This is a genomic window from Pantoea sp. B9002 (genome assembly GCF_013385945.1).
Classification (GTDB): Bacteria; Pseudomonadota; Gammaproteobacteria; order Enterobacterales; family Enterobacteriaceae; genus Pantoea.
In genome coordinates this window covers 117,745-135,420 of record NZ_JACAPA010000002.1, presented here as the reverse complement: position 1 = coordinate 135,420, position 17,676 = coordinate 117,745, and the positions used below count along the sequence as shown (strand labels likewise).

General features: G+C 56.9%; 14 protein-coding genes. 7 read left to right on the top strand and 7 right to left on the bottom strand.

Going from position 1 to position 17,676, the window contains the following annotated elements:
- Positions 1 to 47 precede the first annotated feature (47 nt).
- On the bottom strand, positions 48 to 1,391 hold the full coding sequence (locus HX773_RS01290; protein WP_176970122.1) for an ABC transporter substrate-binding protein: 1,344 nt from the start codon (positions 1,389 to 1,391) through the stop codon (positions 48 to 50).
- Between the two features lie 528 nt (positions 1,392 to 1,919).
- Between HX773_RS01290 and HX773_RS01285 the strand changes: the two genes are divergently transcribed.
- A complete protein-coding gene (locus HX773_RS01285) occupies positions 1,920 to 2,519 on the top strand; it encodes a GNAT family N-acetyltransferase (protein WP_176970121.1) in 600 nt (199 codons plus the stop codon).
- Between the two features lie 13 nt (positions 2,520 to 2,532).
- The gene (locus tag HX773_RS01280; RefSeq protein ID WP_176970120.1) at positions 2,533 to 3,624 is read left to right on the top strand and encodes an ABC transporter ATP-binding protein; all 1,092 of its coding nucleotides are present in this window, start codon (positions 2,533 to 2,535) and stop codon (positions 3,622 to 3,624) included.
- A gap of 94 nt (positions 3,625 to 3,718) precedes the next feature.
- Here HX773_RS01280 and HX773_RS01275 read toward each other — a convergent pair whose 3' ends face one another.
- Both HX773_RS01275 and HX773_RS01270 read right to left on the bottom strand, forming a co-directional pair.
- Positions 3,719 to 4,843 (bottom strand): ROK family transcriptional regulator, encoded by a 1,125-nt coding sequence (locus tag HX773_RS01275; protein ID WP_176970119.1) that lies wholly within the window; start codon positions 4,841 to 4,843, stop codon positions 3,719 to 3,721.
- Between the two features lie 18 nt (positions 4,844 to 4,861).
- On the bottom strand, positions 4,862 to 5,740 hold the full coding sequence (locus tag HX773_RS01270) for a BadF/BadG/BcrA/BcrD ATPase family protein (RefSeq protein WP_176970118.1): 879 nt from the start codon (positions 5,738 to 5,740) through the stop codon (positions 4,862 to 4,864).
- A 267-nt stretch (positions 5,741 to 6,007) separates the two neighbouring features.
- Between HX773_RS01270 and HX773_RS01265 the strand changes: the two genes are divergently transcribed.
- Positions 6,008 to 7,168 (top strand): Gfo/Idh/MocA family protein, encoded by a 1,161-nt coding sequence (locus tag HX773_RS01265; protein ID WP_176970117.1) that lies wholly within the window; start codon positions 6,008 to 6,010, stop codon positions 7,166 to 7,168.
- A gap of 76 nt (positions 7,169 to 7,244) precedes the next feature.
- Here the strand turns inward: HX773_RS01265 and HX773_RS01260 are convergent, their stop codons facing one another.
- Complete coding sequence (locus tag HX773_RS01260) at positions 7,245 to 8,483, bottom strand: MFS transporter (protein ID WP_176970116.1); 1,239 nt, start codon at positions 8,481 to 8,483, stop codon at positions 7,245 to 7,247.
- Positions 8,484 to 9,109: 626 nt separating this feature from the next.
- On the opposite strand from HX773_RS01260, the gene HX773_RS25865 reads away from it, so the two are divergent.
- Both HX773_RS25865 and HX773_RS01250 read left to right on the top strand, forming a co-directional pair.
- On the top strand, positions 9,110 to 9,502 hold the full coding sequence (locus HX773_RS25865) for a hypothetical protein (protein ID WP_370463577.1): 393 nt from the start codon (positions 9,110 to 9,112) through the stop codon (positions 9,500 to 9,502).
- 284 nt (positions 9,503 to 9,786) lie between these two features.
- Complete coding sequence (locus tag HX773_RS01250; RefSeq protein WP_176970114.1) at positions 9,787 to 12,177, top strand: glucose/quinate/shikimate family membrane-bound PQQ-dependent dehydrogenase; 2,391 nt, start codon at positions 9,787 to 9,789, stop codon at positions 12,175 to 12,177.
- Between the two features lie 181 nt (positions 12,178 to 12,358).
- Here HX773_RS01250 and HX773_RS01245 read toward each other — a convergent pair whose 3' ends face one another.
- The 3 genes from HX773_RS01245 to HX773_RS01235 form a co-directional block, all read right to left on the bottom strand.
- Complete coding sequence (locus HX773_RS01245; protein ID WP_176970113.1) at positions 12,359 to 13,570, bottom strand: MFS transporter; 1,212 nt, start codon at positions 13,568 to 13,570, stop codon at positions 12,359 to 12,361.
- Between the two features lie 112 nt (positions 13,571 to 13,682).
- A complete protein-coding gene (locus tag HX773_RS01240; protein WP_176970112.1) occupies positions 13,683 to 14,573 on the bottom strand; it encodes a LysR family transcriptional regulator in 891 nt (296 codons plus the stop codon).
- A gap of 175 nt (positions 14,574 to 14,748) precedes the next feature.
- On the bottom strand, positions 14,749 to 15,117 hold the full coding sequence (locus HX773_RS01235) for a helix-turn-helix domain-containing protein (RefSeq protein WP_101762352.1): 369 nt from the start codon (positions 15,115 to 15,117) through the stop codon (positions 14,749 to 14,751).
- A 165-nt stretch (positions 15,118 to 15,282) separates the two neighbouring features.
- Here HX773_RS01235 and HX773_RS01230 point away from each other — a divergent pair, with 165 nt between their 5' ends.
- Positions 15,283 to 15,942 carry a response regulator transcription factor gene (locus HX773_RS01230; RefSeq protein WP_008105599.1) on the top strand — a complete coding sequence of 220 codons (660 nt, stop codon included), beginning with the start codon at positions 15,283 to 15,285 and terminating at the stop codon, positions 15,940 to 15,942.
- Complete coding sequence (locus HX773_RS01225; protein WP_176970111.1) at positions 15,939 to 17,297, top strand: HAMP domain-containing sensor histidine kinase; 1,359 nt, start codon at positions 15,939 to 15,941, stop codon at positions 17,295 to 17,297. Before HX773_RS01230 ends, HX773_RS01225 begins: the two co-directional genes overlap by 4 nt.
- Positions 17,298 to 17,676: the final 379 nt, after the last annotated feature.

Below are 17,676 nucleotides of genomic sequence, written 5' to 3'. Positions count from 1 at the left end.
TTGCGGGCCTGTTCGCGGCCCGGCCACTCACGCCGGGCCGTACGTCATCAGTGCTTGAGGGTTTTCAGGTAACGTTGATAGTTGTTATCGAAGTTGATCACCATCTGATCGGCGGTCTGACGTCCCGCCAGCAGCAGCTGCACATTCTGATTCAGCTCAGCGTTCATGGTTGGCGTGGCCCAGTCGAGATAATGGCCGAGACCATCGTTGTCATTCAGCGTCACCCACACCTGATACGCTTCCGCCAGCAGCGGGTTATCCGCCGGAATCTGCGCATTTTTGCTGGTGCCAGCCGGCAAGAAGCCCACTTTCAGCCAGCGATTCGCCATCTCATCCGAGACGATGTAATCGATAAACTTCGCTGCTGCGTCCTGCTGCGCTTTGTCTTTAGCGGTGCTGGTGATGGAGAACGCCAGATCGGTGCCGCCCACCATAAGCGGATGCTGCACGCCCTCACCCGCAGGCATCGCGGCGAAGTGCAGATCCTTGTTGTCTTTAAACTGGCCGAGATACCAGGTTCCGCTTACCAGGAACGCAGCCTGACCATTCTGGAACAGGGTCGCAGCATCGTCGTGCCCAATGCCCTGGAAGCCGGGGAACAGATAGCCTTTGTCGTTCCAGCCTTTCATCAGATTGGCGGCTTTCACCAGCTTGTCGTCTTTGAACGTGCCGCCCACGTCGTAAATCAGATCGTCGAGTTTTTTCCGGTCGCTGCTCTCAATCTGCGCTTCCCACAAGGTGCTGAGCAGCTGCTGGCCCATGTTGCCGTCGAGCAGGCCGAGCATCATCGGCGGTGTGCCAGCGGCTTTGAGTTTCTCCATCGCCTGTTCGAGTTCCGGCAAGGTTTTCGGCACCGCGACACCGGCTTTATCCAGCAGCGCTTTGTTGTAGTACAAACCCACCATCTCGCCGAGGCTCGCCACGCCGTAGAGTTTGCCGCTGCCGAAATCTTGTTTATCCGACCAGCGGTTACGTTTCAGGATCGAATCCGGGAAGCGCGTGGTCCAGCCGTAAGTTTTGGCGTAATCATCCAGCGGCCAAAGCAGTTTGTCTTTCACCAGCGAGCCCATATCGCCGCCGCCCTGATTCACCTGGGCAATCTGCGGGCCGTCACCGGCGGTCAACGCCAGCTTGAGCGGAATGCGCGTGTCTTCGAAGGAGTGCACCGAACGCTGAATCACAATGCCCGGATTCTTTTGCTGGAACGCTTTTACCGCTTCATCCACCGCTTCGGTCTGCTGCGGATAGTTGTAAATGTCCCACTCATTCAGGGTAACGGCCTGCGCGGTTGCCATGGTCACACCGAGCAGAATCCCGGCTGAGACCAGACGCGACACGGTGCGCAGTGAGCTTTGCAAACGGGAAGGACGATTGGTTGAATCACACATCATGCTCGGTTTCTCCAACAGATGACTGGCATCCCTTCATCTCGACACCTGCGATTCCCGGCAGGTTGATTCAGCAGCAACAACGCACATAATTCATACTTACTTTATGCACAAAAGAAAGTCAAACATCACCACTGCGGAATTTTTGCTCTGTGATACAGTGCAAAGAGTAAGAAGAAAAGCCGTCAGAACAGCAGAGGATGCTGCGATTCAGCGCGCAAACCGGACAGCACTGCAGAGTTAAGCCTGAGCATCAGTATAAATCACTCAAGCAAGCGAGCCGCTTTAACTCACTGATAAAGCATATGAAAATCCTATAGTTATTATCACTGCGATAGGTGAGCGAAAGGCAATATGCCTTCAACACGCGCACGTACCGGCGTTGTGTGTGAGTTTGTCCGGCACTCAGTCATGCTTTGTGGTTATAGTTCGCATCAGCTTTGTGCGCCAGCGCAATTATTACACCTTGAAAACTAAGTCGGCTTTCTTTACCGTAAAATCTGTTCATCTCCTGACCACAGAGGCTCCACCATGACGGCTGAAGGTGTTATTCGTCGCGCCAGTGAGGCAGATTTTCCCGCCTTGTCGCGCATCTGCTTAGAGACCGCCAATGCCGGCACCGATGCCAGCGCGCTCTACTCCGATCCCGCGCTGCCCGGCCTGCGCTTTGTCATTCCCTACGCGCGCTTTGCGCCCGAATTTGCTTATGTACTGGAACAGCACGGCGAGGTGGTCGGCTACGCGGTCGCCGCACCCGATACGCGCGCTTTCGAAGCGCAGCTGAATACCGCCTGGTGGCCGCAGCTGCAGCAGCAGTATCGCGATTACGCACCGCAGGCGGCGCTCGACAGCAAAGTGCTGGAAGCGATTCATCAGCCCGATGCAGCAGCGGATCAGCTGGTAACGCAGTGGCCTGCGCATCTGCACATCAATCTGTTACCCGCCGCGCAGCAAGGCGGTTGGGGCCGCAAGCTGATTGAACAGCTGCTGCACGATCTGCGTGCCGCAGGCGTGTCGGGCGTTTACCTCGGCGTCAGCCTGCAGAACGAGCAGGTGTGCGGTTTCTATCAGCGCCTCGGCTTCACGCCGATTATGCGCAGCAACGCCATTTATATGGGCCAACTTCTCTGATTCGAGGCACCGCATGACCAGCCTGCATCTGCAAAACGTTAAGAAGTCCTACGAGAATGTGAACGTGATTCACGGCATCGATCTCACCATTAACAGCGGCGAATTCGTGGTGTTTGTCGGTCCTTCCGGCTGTGGGAAATCCACGCTGCTGCGCATGATTGCCGGGCTGGAGGAGATCACCGACGGTAAGTTGCTGATTGAAGGTGCCGACATGACCGATCAGCACGCCACCGAGCGCGGCATCGCCATGGTGTTTCAGTCCTATGCGCTCTACCCGAACATGACGGTGCGCGGCAATCTGGCCTATCCGCTGGAAGTGATGAAGCGCCCGAAAACTGAAATTGAGCAGGCGATCAAACAGACCGCGGCGCGCCTGCATCTGACTGAATTTCTTGATCGTTTACCGCGCGCATTGTCAGGCGGACAGCGGCAGCGTGTGGCGATTGGCCGCGCGATAATCCGCCATCCGCGCATTTTTCTGTTTGATGAACCGCTGTCGAACCTCGATGCCGAACTGCGTTTGCAGATGCGTATTGAGATTGCTCGCCTGCATGCTTCGCTGGGCAACACCATGATCTACGTGACGCACGATCAGCTGGAGGCGATGACGCTGGCGGATCGCATCGTGGTGCTGCGTCAGGGCCGCATTGAGCAGGTCGGCGCGCCGATGGCGCTGTATCGCGATCCCGATAACCTGTTTGTCGCCGGGTTTATTGGCTCGCCGAAGATGAATTTCCTCACTGCCGAAGTGGCGGCAATCACGCCGGGCGCGGTGCAGCTGCGGGTGCCGGCGCTGGGCATTAATCAGCTTACGCTGCCGATCGCCGCATCGTGCCGCGAAGGGCAGAAAATCACGCTGGGCGTGCGCCCTGAGCATTTTCAGCCGGTGAGCAGCAACGAGGATGCCCTGAGTTTCAGCGGCGAGTTGTCGTTTAGCGAGATGCTGGGACACACCAATTATCTCTATCTCGATATCGGCGAAGAGAAGCTGCTGGTGATTGAGGAGCGTAACGTGGCGGAACACGCGATTGGCGAGAGGCTGAGTTATCAGCTGCGTGCCGGGAATTGTTTGTTGTTTGATGAGCAGGGTTTGCGACTCAGATAAGGTAAAAGCCGCACATTCCTGTAGCGGCGCAATTTATTGCGCGATAAATCGCGCCGCTACGGAATGTGCGGGGATTTATCGCGTTATTTATTCATTATTGCGGTGCGATTTCTTCATCGGCCTGCGCGGCCAACAAATCCAACAACTTATTCACCGCGAACCCGGCAGCGCCCTGCGCCCACATGCGATTGGATTCGGTGAGGAACTGCAGCGGCGTCATGTGCGGCGTCAGCTTCAAACGGTAGGTCTGGAAACTCTGCGTAACGTGGTCGAGCAGAATGCGCGAAGCCATTTGCGGCTCCATCGCCAGATACACCACGTCCGGATCGTAAGCCACCGACAGATTCGCCAGCGACATCCCCAAATGCTGCCCGGCCTCGGCCAGCGCGCTCAGCACCTCCGGCGTTGGACGCATATCGAGATCGCGCAGCGTGTGCGGCACCTCTTCTTTGCTGGTGGACGCCACGCGCTGCAGAATCGCCTGCGACGACGCCACATCCTCCAGCAAACGCTCAGAACCATCGCCCAGCAGCGAAACGCCAATCTCACCGGCTTTGCCGTGACGACCGCGATAGAGCTGGCGATCGAGCAGAATTCCCGCGCCGATGCCTTTGCCAAAGGTAGCAATCACCGCCGACTGCGCATGGCCGAGCTGACCAAACACCAGCGCCGCCATCGCCAGCGCGTTGGCGTCATTTTCAATAAATACCGGCAGCGAGAAGCGCTCTTCCAGCAGACGGGCAATCGGCACGTTATCCCAGCCTAGCGCCCGTGACAGCACGCAAACGCCGTTGCTGGCATCGACTAAGCCCGACAGCGCCAGACCAATCGCCCCAACCTTTTTGCCCTCAACGCCGCGCAAAAACTTCGCCAGCGCATCGCCGAGCTGCTTGGGCGTCATCGCGCCGGAAGGAATCTGCTGCTCGCCGATGATATTGCCGTTGAGATCGGTCAGCACCATCAGATTGCGTTCGGCGTTGAGCTGAATCCCCACCACGCTGGCGTGATCCGGATTAAGGCCGAGCAGCGTTTTGGGCCGCCCCATCGAGACGCGACGCAGCCCCAGCTCCTGCACGATGCCGCCGGTCAGCAGACGATTAGTGGCTTGCGACACCGTCGACATGCTCAGGCCGCTGCGCACTTTGAGATCGGATTGACTAATAGGCGCATTTTCGACAATCAGCCGCAGAATGCGCGCGGTTACGTTGGGAGCGCTCATGAGCCTCTTTATCTGAAGTTAAGCGGGAAGTGTCAGGCTGAACTGCGTGGCAAGGCGAAGCGCACCGCTCAGCGCATCGCCCTGCGGCGGCACCAGCAGCGCGGCAATATCCGCCGGCAGCCATGCCTGAATAGGATCGGCTAATCCGCCCATCAATGCCAGCTTGCCGTGGCTGCGCGCCAGCAGCGGCTGCACCATCTGCACGATATCCGCAGCGGATTGCTGCACCAGCGCTGTGCCGTGCACATCGCCCTGCTGCGCGGCAGCGAAGACCTCAGGCACCACGCGGCCCCAATCGGCGGGCGTCGCCTGTTTCGACCAGATCAGCAGCTGTTCCGGACTGTTTTGATAGCTTGCCATGATGCGTTGCGTTAACGCCGAGGCGGGCACAATCTCTTCGTGCGCCAGCAGCGCCAGCCGCAGCGCGCGTTGGCCGAGAATCGCGCCCGAACCGGCATCCGACAGAGCAAAACCCCAGCCACCGAGCAGCGTGAAATGCGCGCCATCCCAGGCCGCGCCCTGGCTGCCGGTGCCAATAATAAACACCGCGCCCGGCGCACCCGCGTGCGCACCGGCACAGGCGATTTCGACATCGGTAAACAGATAACGCGCCTGACAGCGTGGCTGCCAGCTGGCGAGACGGGCTTGCACCGAGGCGACGTTCGCGCCCGCCAGACCGGCGGCCATCACCGTGCGGTCGCGCGCTTCAGCGGGTAAATTCGCCTGCGCAAACAGATCGTCGATGACCTGCTCAATGGCCACGATGGCGGCATCAAACTGCGACCAGACGTTAGCAGGACCGCCTTTGGCTTCCGCCAGCAGGCGTCCGGCGCTGTCGGTCAGGCGTCCACGACAGTGCGTACCACCGCCATCAATACCCAGCATTAGTGATTGCACGCGCTTCCTCCTGCCAGCCCGAAACGGTATGACGCTTATAGATGTGCGAAAGATAGGGGAAAAAAACTTTAATCGCAATAACAAATAAATAGGCAATCCGTATAGTTAATTAAAATAGATATAAATCATATAAATAACAATTTTTCACCAATTGAGATGCGCCACACGGATTGACATTAGTTTTTCTGTCGTAATAAGTTAGCGGTCAGATTATCAGCAGCCTGACAGGTCGGGCGGCTTAAAGGCAACGGGCTTCAGGGGTACAACATGAAAGTGGGCATTATTGGTCTGGGCTTTCGTCTTTCCCATGTGGTGAAAGAGTTAAACAAAGCCGACACAGCGTTTTCCGTGGTGGGTTATGTCGATCCGGCTCCGGCGGGATTACCGAATCTGCACAGCTTTGGTATCGATGCGGGCACCGCGTTTGCTAGCGTGGATGCGCTGCTGCAACACGGCGGCTTTGACCTGCTGCTGGTGGGTTCGCCGAACTTTATGCACCTTGAGCACATTCGTCAGGGCTTAGCGGCGGGTTACACGGTGTTCACCGAGAAGCCGGTGGTGATCAACGAAGAGCAGACCATGGCGATGGCGCAGCTGGTGCAGCAATATGGTCACGAGCGCATTCTGGTGGGTTTGGTGTTGCGCTACTCGCCGCTCTATCGCGACCTGCTCACCGCGCGCGATGAAGATCGCCTCGGCGAAATCACCTCAATCGAAGCCACCGAACACATCAAGCCGTATCACGGTGCGTTCTTCCAGCGCGATTGGCGTCGTCTGGAGAAGTACGCCGGTCCGTATATTCTGGAAAAATGCTGCCACGATATCGATCTCTATCAGGGTTTGGTGGGTGAGCGTCCGGTGCGTGTTGCCAGCTTTGGCGGACGCAAAAACTTCACGCCGCAGCACGCGCCCCAAGGTGCGGTAACGCCGCAGTCAGAGGTTTATCACGTTAAACCGAGCGGCTGGTCGAGTACCGATGCGGTGTTTGACGGCGATGCCGATATCGTCGATTACCAAACCGCGCTGATTGAGTATGCCGGTGGCGCCACTCTCGCCTTCCACGCCAATCTTAACGTGCCGGATGAGTTCCGCCGCTTCTGCGTGATGGGCACCGATGGCATGGCTGAAGGTGACTTCGTGCGTAACTACTTCCGCGTGCACAATGCCCGCACCGGCGAGCGCGAAGTGGATACCGAATATGACGGCAACGCCTATGACGGCCATTACGGCGCGGATGCGCTGATGGCAGAAGAGATTGTGAAACATATTACACAGGGAACGCCGCTGAAGGTTTCAGTGGTGGACGCACTGGAAGCGGGACTCACCGCGATCAAAATCGATGAAGCGCGAAAATCGAAAACCGTGGTGGATATGACGGAGAGTTGGAAAAAATTTGACGCCAACCTGGGGAAAATAGCGACAGCGTAAGAAACGCGCAATAAATTGCGCCGCTACGAACCGGTGCACAATCCGTAGCGGCGCGATTCATCGCGCGATTTTGAGGTTATGTAACGGTTTCGTTTTCCAGCTTCTGCCGCTTACGCAGATGCGGGAAAATCGTCATCCACACGCCCACCACGATCAGCGTGCCGATGCCGCCAATCGCCGCCGCCGGTACTGCGCCCATCCATGCGGCCAGCAAGCCTGACTCAAACTCGCCGAGCTGATTCGAGGTATTAATGAAGATGGCGTTGACCGCATTAACGCGGCCGCGCATGTCATCCGGCGTATCGAGTTGCACCAGCGCGCCGCGAATCACCATGCTGACCATATCGAAGCCGCCCAGCGCCGCTAGCGCAATCACCGACAGCCACAGCTGCGTGGAGAGCGCGAACACTAGCGTCGCCACGCCAAAACCGGCCACCGAACCGAACATGATCATGCCGACGTTCTTTTCCAGCTTGTGACGACTCAGCCACACGCCGACCAGCAATGCACCGACCGACGGCGCGCCGCGCAGGATGCCCAAGCCCCACGGCCCGGTATGCAGGATATCTTGCGCGAAAATCGGCAGCAGCGCGGTGGCACCGCCCAGCAGCACCGCAAACAGATCGAGTGAAATCACGCCGAGCACATCTTTGCGATCGCGGATAAAGCGCACGCCGGCAAACAGGTTCGGCAGATTCATCGGCAAGCGCGCCTGCGGCGGCCGCTCATAGCGCAGTCGGCTCACCAGCACGATGGAGAACAGATAGAACAGCGCCGAGACGCCATACACCACATCCGGACCGGCGACATAAAGGAAGCCACCGAGCGTGGGGCCGATAATCACCGCCGCCTGTCCGCCCACCGAACTGGCGGCCATGGCGCGCGCCAGAATCGGCGGCGGCACCAGCGCCGGCAGCATCGAAGTAATCGCTGGCCACTCAAGCGCCTTGGCGACGGAGATCAGGAACACCAATCCCCAAATCTCAATCTTGCCCGCCCAGTTCATTAGCGTGAGCGCCACCAGCCCCAGCAGCGCCAGCCACTCAATAAATTGTCCGAGCAATACGATGCGACGACGATCGAGCTGATCCGCCAGATGCCCGGCAGGCAGCGCCAACAGTACAGAAGGAAGAAATTGCATCAGACCGATCATGCCGAGCGCCATGGCGCTGTGGGTCAGCGCGTAGATTTGCCAGCTGACCGCGACCGAGAACATTTGAAAACCAAACGATGAACAGGTGCGTGCCAGCCAAAAGGCGACAAACGACCTGTGCCGCAGCAACGAATCCTCTGCTGCGGATACTGGAGAACCCATAGTTTTATCCCATCCTAAACAATTACATCGGTTAGCGTCGTTGCACCAACCTGGTGAAAAGCCACATCGTGGCTTCCGCTTTATTTTTTCAGGCCACAGAGTGCGGCATCTTGTTAAGCCAGGCAATGGCTAGCCGTGCTGTTTAAAAACAGAAGCTTATCCAAAATTTAGCTAAGCATAGTGCTCTCAATATTAGCAGGCTGATGGTCATGAGATGAAAATATCCAAATATTTCCAGATGTTCCAATAATCGATTAATTCATCCTGCGCAGCGCCAAATATCTCTCTATCAGTGACAGTTAAAAAAAGGTGATCTTGATAAACAAAACGGTCTATATTGACCGTGTTAAGATTTCATTATCCCGCCGTCCTTATAATAATTAAGACGTTCCAGCCAATTAATTTATTCACAGAGATAAATGGAAAACAGTTCTTATAATCCTTATGTTACTGAGCGCATCCATCGCTTCGACGGCGCGCTAACCGGTGTGTGTTATTCAGCACCCTTTATGCATTGCGAACAGGAAAACACAGCAATACTTAATGGACGCAACATAATTTCGCTGCATAATCAGTTGCCGGATACGCCTGAATTAATAATCATTCCGTTAACGGGAAATAACCTCGTGCACTTTTTACAGGCACCGGACAATTATTCCAACCTGCAGAATGAGAATGTACAGCTGGCAATCAACTATGCCGATTTAGTTCAGGAAGATAGTGCCTTACGCCAGGCCGCAGAGCGTTTCTCATTCTGGCTCTATGATTTGGCACCGCCCGGCACCTGCTGGAAGAATATCGCTTCGTTTCCCTTTAGCGGTATTGCGCTGACCGAGGAGTTTTTTAATGATAATTATCTCAAGTTCAGCTTTCCCTTTCTGCTGGAATCCTGTCGCGAAAGAGAAGTGGAAGTAATATTACGTACGCCGCAGTTAACGCTGCCCGCTGAACGCTATGCGCAACTTAATTTGAGCGGCTGGCAGGAACAACGCACCAGCAGCACGCTGTTTGAAGGGTAAACGTTTACACAAAGTGTTGTTCTTAGGTGTTATGGCCCGATCTAACCGGACATAACACCTTTATTCCCTCATAAAATGTCGCACTACTTGCTCTCCACGAGTGCAAAGCACTAAAAATATCAAACCCTTTAACGTTTTTAAGATAAAATTTAACGCAAAGGGAACATCTCGCCGCACGGAAAGCGTCGCTCGAACCGTTTCGTTATTTCGTACTCTATGTCGGGAAGCAACCCAACGCGTTGTTTCCTTTTTAGTTTTTAATGGCAAAGAAAGAGGTCAATATTATGGGGAAAGCTTCCTCATCTTTTGGCGTAATCCGTTTTCTCACAGTGCTTTTTGCACTGCTGACGGGCGCGTTTATGCTGGTTGGTGGCGTTTGGTTAGCCGCCATTGGTGGTTCCTGGTACTACGTTATTGGCGGTGTGGTCATGTTGATCACCGCTATTCTGCTGTGGCGCCGTAGCGGCTCAGCATTACTGCTGTACGCATTGCTGCTGTTGGCAACGCTGGTGTGGGGCGTATGGGAAGTCGGTTTCGACTTCTGGGCGCTGGCACCGCGTACCGATGTGCTGGTGATCTTCGGCATCTGGCTGATTCTGCCGTTTGTGTATCGCGGTCTGAATAATGCCGGCAAAGGCGCTCTGGCGCTGCTGTCAGTGGCGCTGCTTGCCAGCGTGCTGGTGCTGGCGTGGGCGGTGTTCCACGATCCGCAAGAGCTGAACGGTGAAATTCCAGCGGCAGCAGCCAATGCTCCGCAGGCGCAGCCGCTGAGCAACATCGCTGATGCTGACTGGCCGGCGTATGCGCGTGACCAGCAAGGCACCCGCTTCTCCCCGCTGAAGCAGATCAACACCGGTAACGTGAAAGAGCTGCAGGTTGCCTGGCAGTTCCAGACCGGCGATTTGAAGACGCCAAACGATCCGGGCGAAATCACCGATGAAGTCACGCCAATCAAAATCCGCGACACGTTGTATCTCTGCTCACCGCACCAGATTCTGTTTGCGCTGGATGCTAAAACCGGTAAGCAGAAGTGGAAATTTGATCCGGGCCTGAAGCCGAATCCCACCTTCCAGCACGTGACCTGCCGTGGCGTTTCTTACCACGAAGTGCCTGCTGCGGCTGATGCGGCCAATACCCAACCTGCGCTGTGCTCACGCCGTATTTACCTGCCGGTAAACGATGGTCGTATGTTCGCGCTGGATGCGGAAACCGGTGAACGTTGTGCTGCCTTTGGCAACAACGGTGAACTGGATCTGCAGCACAAACAGCCTGTATTGACGCCAGGTCAGTACGAGCCGACGTCGCCGCCGGTCATCACCGACACCACCATCGTGGTTGCGGGTGCGGTCACCGATAACTACTCAACCCGTGAGCCGTCAGGCGCCATCCGTGGCTTCGACGTCAACACCGGTAAACTGCTGTGGGTGTTCGATCCGGGCGCGAAAGATCCAAACGCGATTCCAGCGGATGAACACACCTTCACCATGAATTCACCGAACTCATGGGCACCGGCGGTGTACGATCCGAAACTGGATATCGTTTACCTGCCAATGGGTGTGTCAACGCCAGATATCTGGGGCGGCAACCGCACACCAGAGCAAGAGCGTTATGCGAGCAGCGTACTGGCGCTGAACGCCACCACCGGTAAGCTGGTGTGGTCGTATCAGACCGTGCATCACGATCTGTGGGATATGGACCTGCCGTCACAGCCGACGCTGGCCGATATCACGGCTAAAGATGGCAAAACCGTACCGGTGATTTATGCACCGGCGAAAACCGGTAACATCTTTGTACTGGATCGTCGTACCGGCGAGCCGGTTGTCCCTGCGCCGGAAACTCCGGTTCCACAGGGCGCCGCCAAAGGTGACCACGTTTCACCGACTCAGCCATACTCCGAACTGACCTTCCGTCCGAAACAGAATCTGACGGACAAGGACATGTGGGGCGCGACGATGTACGACCAGCTGGTGTGCCGCGTGATCTTCAAGCGTCTGCGCTATGAAGGTCCGTTCACCCCGCCGTCTGAGCAAGGTACGCTGGTATTCCCAGGCAACCTCGGCATGTTCGAATGGGGCGGTATCGCAGTTGACCCACATCGTCAGATTGCGATTGCTAACCCAATGGCGCTGCCGTTTGTGTCGAAGCTGATTCCGCGCGGTCCGGGCAACCCGATCGAGCCACCGGCTGACGACAAAGGCGGTTCAGGTACCGAAACCGGCATCCAGCCACAGTACGGCGTACCGTACGGTGTGGAGCTGAATCCGTTCCTGTCACCGTTTGGTCTGCCGTGTAAGCAACCGGCATGGGGCTATGTCTCCGCTGTTGACCTGAAAACCAACGAAACCGTGTGGAAGAAACGCATTGGTACGGTTCGCGATAGCGCACCAGTGCCACTGCCGTTCAAAATGGGTATGCCGATGTTGGGCGGCCCAATCACCACCGCCGGTAACGTGTTCTTCATTGGTGCTACCGCCGATAACTATCTGCGTGCCTTCGACACCAATACCGGTGAGATGCTGTGGCAAGCACGTCTGCCTGCTGGCGGCCAGGCAACGCCGATGACCTATGAAGTGGATGGCAAGCAGTACGTTGTTATCGCGGCAGGTGGTCACGGTTCGTTTGGTACCAAGCTGGGTGATTATGTGATTGCTTATGCACTGCCAGATGCGAAGTAAGTTTTCGCGTTGAGGTAATGAAAAAGGCGGACTGTGAAGTCCGCCTTTTTTTGTGCTCGATCTTTCGGTATTGCAGGCTTCGTAGCGGCGCGATTCATCGCGCATATCAATGGCGGGTCGACGCCCATCCAGGCACATTGCGCAATAAATTGCGCCGCTACGGTATGTGCGGGTTTTAACTTTAACGCTTTCGCAGCACCCGCGCGTTTAACAGCGCGCACAGCGCCATAATCACGCAGGTCGCCAGAAACACCGGGCGCATGCCAAACGCGCCGCCGATAAAGCCGCCAAACAGCGGACCTGAAACCTGGCCGACATACTGCGCCGAAGTGGAATAACCCAACATCTTACCCACCTGCGACTGCGGCACGCTGTGGCGAATCAGCGCCGTAACGCACGGCATCAAGCCACCCAGCGCCATGCCCATCAGAAAACGCAGCACCACCAATTGCCATGCTTCGCTGATAAACGCCTGCGGGATCAGCAGCAGCGCGCAGGCTATCAGCCCATACACCAGCACGCGACCATGCCCGACGCGATCGGCCAGCCGTCCCAGACGCGGCGCGGAGATAATGCTACCGAGCGCGGCGGCCGCCATCACCAATCCGGCGGTGACCGTCACCGCGTGATCGCCACTGACAAACTGGCCGATATACAGCGTGATGATCGGCTCAATCGACATATTGGCGAAAATCAGCAGCATGCCCGACAGCCACATCAGGCGCACCACCGGCAGATTCAGTGACTTCGCGTCGTCGGCGGCGCTTTGCGGGGTTTTCTTTCCGGAGGAGCGCGGCACCTCTTTCAGCAAAAAGGTGGTGGCGAGGAAGGCGAGGAAAATCACCGCGCCGGTCAGCCAGAACGTATGGCGAATGCCAATCAGCGGCGGCAACACGCCGCCCAGCAGCGGCCCCACCACATTGCCGGCCATAATGCCGGACGACAGCACGCCGAGCGCCCAGCCGGTTTGCTCTTTCGGCGTTTGCGCCGCCACCAGAATGGTCGATCCCGAGGCATAACCGCCGAGCAAACCCGCCAGCAAACGCAGCGCTACCAGCTGCCACGGCGCGGTGGCCATGCCAATCAGCGACATCGCAATCGCCATGCCGAGGCTGGCGCGGATCAGCATCAGTTTACGGCCATAGCGATCGGCCAGTTTGCCCCACAGCGGCGCGGTCAGAGCGGCGCTGAGGAAGGTGGCGCCGTAGGCCGCGCCCGACCAGCGCGCAATCGCCGCCGGTTCTTGCACGCCGAGTTGCTGCACATAGAGCGGCAGAAACGGCAACAGTAGCGTCATCGCCACAATGGTGCTGAACGAACCCAGCACGCAGACAAATAAATTTCGCTTCCAGTGTTGCTGTTCGGGCGCTAACGCGAGTGGAGGTTGCTGCATGGTGATATCCCTGTTTTTTGCTTTTTTAGCAGGCTAACAGTGACCCTTCGCAGAAAACAGAGTAGCGCGGATAATTGCCAGGCGGCGCAGCATTGTTGCCAGATAACAACAATCACGCCGTGCCGAGCGCGTTGATTAATGCATCGCACAGCAAGGTGACCGGCGAAGAGGGCTGCGGCTGCTCTTTCAACAGCAGATAGCTGTGCAGGCGATCCATTTGCCACTCCGGCAGCACCTGCTGGATTTCGCCGCGCGCTAAGGCATCCTGCGTCATATAGGCGGGCAGATAAGCGATGCCGGTGCCCGCCAGCGCGGCATTAAGCAGCGCCATGCTGTTGTTGGCGCGGAAACGGCTGTGCACATCCAGCGCCAGGCGCTGTTTATCACGGCGAAACGGCAGCGCGGCGGTGTGCGCCGGACCGTGAAACAGCAGCAAGTCGTGGCGCATCAGGCGGTCGGGATGATCGATGGCCGCATGCGCCGCCAGATAATCTGGCGTGGCGTACAAGCCCCAATCAATGCTGGCGAGTTCACGATAATTGGCCGCGTCGGGCGCACGCGCGCGGATCACAATCGCCACGTCGGCGCTGGGTTGCGGGTCATCGCTGGTGGTGAGTTCGAGATCGACGTTGATGTGAATATGGCGGCGAATAAAGTCATTCAGCGTCGGCACCACGCACTGACAGCCGTAAGTGATCGGCGCCTGTAAGCGCACGTTGCCTGCGGGCAGTTGATGCACCTGCTGCACAAAGGCGTCGGCGCGATGCATCTCTTCCAGCATGCGCACGCAGAACGGATAGTAAGCCTGGCCGAGCTCCGTCAGCACCACTTTGCGCGTGGTGCGCTGCAACAGCTTGATACCGAGGCGCACTTCCAGTCGCGCCACTTCACGGCTGACGTGGGATTTGGAGACGCCTAAGGTGCGGGCGGCTTCGCTAAAACTTTGCCGTTCCACTACGCGTGCAAACAGCATCATGGCGGAGAGATTATCGCTGTTGTCCATGTTCTCTGGCAGTTAAGAGAGTGAGAACAGCAGCTTAAAAGCAAATGTAGTCATTAGTCCATCATCGTACGTTTCGTAGCGGCGCGATTCATCGCGCTTATTAATGATGGCAACGAGCCCATCCAGATATTGCGCAATAAATTGCGCCGCTACGAATAATGCGCATAGACATACATCAACTCGCCATCGCTAATGGGAACAATAAACGATCCGGCTCGACACGACGCTGGCGCCGCAGTTGGCCTGGCGTCACCATGAAGTAGTTTTTGAAGGTGCGAGTATAAGCCTGCTGCGTATCGAAGCCGTAACTCATCGCCACCTGCAAAATCGCCTCATCGCTGTTGATCAGCGTCAGCGCAGATTCGGTTAAACGGCGCTGGCGAATATACTCGGCCAGCGAAAAACCGGTGTGCTGACGGAACAGACGTTGCAGATGCCAGCGGGAGTATCCCGAGCGGCGTGCTACTTCATCCAGATGAAGATCGTGCCCTAAGTTATTCTCTATCCAGTCCAGCAAACTACGGATAAATTCGCGCTGATTCATGGGATTCTCCTGCGTTGGCAATATGTCCAGTGCAGCCACAATAGCGCGTTAAATTTATCCCTTAATTAGCAGAAAATTAGCGCAGAATTAGCAAGCGGGAAAACGGCTATAATTCTGGCCTAATTATCTGTCGCTACACTGCGTTCAGTTAAGTTGGAGGGCATCATGCGTGTGCTGCTGGTAGAAGATGACGAAATGATTGGCGCGAATCTGCAGCAAGCGCTGGAAGCGGCAGGTTGGTCGGTGGATTGGGTTCGCGATGGCGTGTATGCCAGCAATGCCTGGGCCGAAGGCGGCTATACCTGCGTGTTACTGGATCTGGGCTTGCCGCGTGAAGATGGCTTGCAGGTGCTGCGTCGTGCGCGCACGCGCGGCGACATGACGCCGGTGCTGGTGCTCACCGCCCGCGATACCGTGCAGCAACGCATTCAGGGATTAGACAGCGGCGCGGATGACTATTTGCTGAAACCCTTTGATCTGCAAGAAGTGCTGGCGCGTATGCGCGCCATTACCCGCCGTCGCCACGGTGCGGCAGATTCTCTGCTCGGCAGCGGCGATGTGCAGATCGACATCATGACGCGCGAAGTGTTGTACAAAGGCCAGCGCGAACAGCTCACCGCACGCGAATATGCCCTGCTCTACGCCTTGCTCGAGCGGCCGGGCGCCATTCTTTCGCGCGAACAGTTAGAAAACCGCATTTACGGCTGGGGCGAAGAGGTCAGCAGCAACGCGGTGGATGTGCTGATCCACGGTATGCGTCGCAAACTGGATAACGAAGTGATCCGCAATGTACGCGGACTAGGCTGGCGGGTACCGGCAATATGAAACCTTTCACCTTTATGCGCTCGCTGCGTAACAAGCTGCTCGCCACGCTGGTGATTCTGCATCTGGCGATGATTGGCGGCGTCACCTGGTATTTCTATCACTGCTACGGCGACATGATGGGCACCATGAAGGACGATCAGCTCGCCAAGATCGCCGATGCGTGGGCCAGCAGCCAACGCATGCCGGCGCTGATGCCAATGGTGATGCATGAAGAGAAACTGAAAAGCACCTATATCGTCCAGCTGTGGGACGAAAGCAATCATCTGCGCGCCAGCTCCTGGCCGGGCCTGCATGCGCCCCTGCAGCTGAAAAAAGGCTGGACCGATTTGAAAGTCGGTGACTGTGGTGATGACTGCCAATGGCGTGTTTACACGCGGCCCGGCGAGCTGGGCAGTGAAATCGGCAATATTCAGGTGCTGCACAATATCGGCTACATGAAAAGTATCATGGTCAAGCGAGCGCTCTCCGCCATCATTCCGCTGGTGCTGATGATGCCGCTCTCACTGATTGTGATATGGCTGGTGGTGCGGGCCATAACGCGCGATTTACGTGTGGCGTCGCGCCATATCGCAGCGCAGGAAACCCTGCATCCGCATAGCGTTTCTCCCGATGGCTTGCCGGATGAAGTGCTGCCGCTGGTGGCGGCTTACAACTCCTTGCTGGATAAACTGCGCGCGGCCTGGTCATCGCAGCGCCAGTTCCTCGAAGATGCGGCGCATGAGCTGCGCACGCCGGTCACCGCCGTCACTTTGCAGCTGGAGAATCTGCGGCAACATATTCAACCGGGTGAAGCCAGCCGCCAGTTCGATCAGCTGGAAGCGGGCGTAACGCGCACGCGCCATCTGGTGACGCAGCTGCTGAATATCTCGCGTCAGGAAGATCAATCGGTGGTCGCCACGGTGGAAAGCATCGAGCTGGACGACCTGCTGAAAGAGAGCATTGAGCAGCTGATGGTGGTGGCGGATAAGCGCGGTATCGATATCGGCTTTAATGGCACCACGCACTATCGCCTGCACGCCAGCCGCTCCGACCTGCGCAGCCTGTTCGATAACCTGATTGGCAATGCGATGCTGCATACGCCGGAAGGCAGTTTGGTCGATGTGCTACTGCATCGCGTCGGTAATCACACCGTGGTGGATATCGTCGATAACGGGCCCGGCATGGCGGAATCCTTTATCGAACGCGCCTTTGACCGCTTCACCCGTTCGCCGGATGTGCAGGCGCAAGGCAGCGGACTGGGCTTGTCGATTGTGCGCAGCGTGGCGCAGAAACATCAGATGCAGGTTGCGCTGTCGAACCGCCACGATCCGCAGGGCCAGATTGCCGGCCTGCAGGTGCGCGTTACATTGCCATAAACCGCACCGTGCCGTAGCGGCGCAATTTATTGCGCATTATCGCAGCGACACTGTGCATCATCATAAGGGCGCGCGATAAATCGCGCCGCTACATCCCTTCCCTACATCAAACACGTTTCCTGCTGTACGCGACACGTAAACGGTTGCGGGGTTCCGTTCGCTACATGGCTTTAATGTGATAGTGATCACATTTCCAGTGAATCAAACTGCAACACTTTTTGACAAACGTGACCAAAATCTATTTTCTATGCCTCTGTTACAGGCACATTACGCAAGCTTGAAAATCTGGCGATGCAGACCGGATACAACAACTCACTGCCCATCCCCTGGGATCAATTTCACCCGATCGCGGCGACGGCCCGGCGATCAAAAGCATGTG

Bases quoted from the DNA above. Each gene is read 5' to 3' on its own strand.
- HX773_RS01290 (WP_176970122.1), bottom strand. From the start codon at position 1,391: ATGATGTGTGATTCAACCAATCGTCCTTCCCGTTTGCAAAGCTCACTG.
- HX773_RS01285 (WP_176970121.1), top strand. From the start codon at position 1,920: ATGACGGCTGAAGGTGTTATTCGTCGCGCCAGTGAGGCAGATTTTCCC.
- HX773_RS01280 (WP_176970120.1), top strand. From the start codon at position 2,533: ATGACCAGCCTGCATCTGCAAAACGTTAAGAAGTCCTACGAGAATGTG.
- HX773_RS01275 (WP_176970119.1), bottom strand. From the start codon at position 4,843: ATGAGCGCTCCCAACGTAACCGCGCGCATTCTGCGGCTGATTGTCGAA.
- HX773_RS01265 (WP_176970117.1), top strand. From the start codon at position 6,008: ATGAAAGTGGGCATTATTGGTCTGGGCTTTCGTCTTTCCCATGTGGTG.
- HX773_RS01260 (WP_176970116.1), bottom strand. From the start codon at position 8,483: ATGGGTTCTCCAGTATCCGCAGCAGAGGATTCGTTGCTGCGGCACAGG.
- HX773_RS01250 (WP_176970114.1), top strand. From the start codon at position 9,787: ATGGGGAAAGCTTCCTCATCTTTTGGCGTAATCCGTTTTCTCACAGTG.
- HX773_RS01245 (WP_176970113.1), bottom strand. From the start codon at position 13,570: ATGCAGCAACCTCCACTCGCGTTAGCGCCCGAACAGCAACACTGGAAG.
- HX773_RS01240 (WP_176970112.1), bottom strand. From the start codon at position 14,573: ATGGACAACAGCGATAATCTCTCCGCCATGATGCTGTTTGCACGCGTA.
- HX773_RS01235 (WP_101762352.1), bottom strand. From the start codon at position 15,117: ATGAATCAGCGCGAATTTATCCGTAGTTTGCTGGACTGGATAGAGAAT.
- HX773_RS01230 (WP_008105599.1), top strand. From the start codon at position 15,283: ATGCGTGTGCTGCTGGTAGAAGATGACGAAATGATTGGCGCGAATCTG.
- HX773_RS01225 (WP_176970111.1), top strand. From the start codon at position 15,939: ATGAAACCTTTCACCTTTATGCGCTCGCTGCGTAACAAGCTGCTCGCC.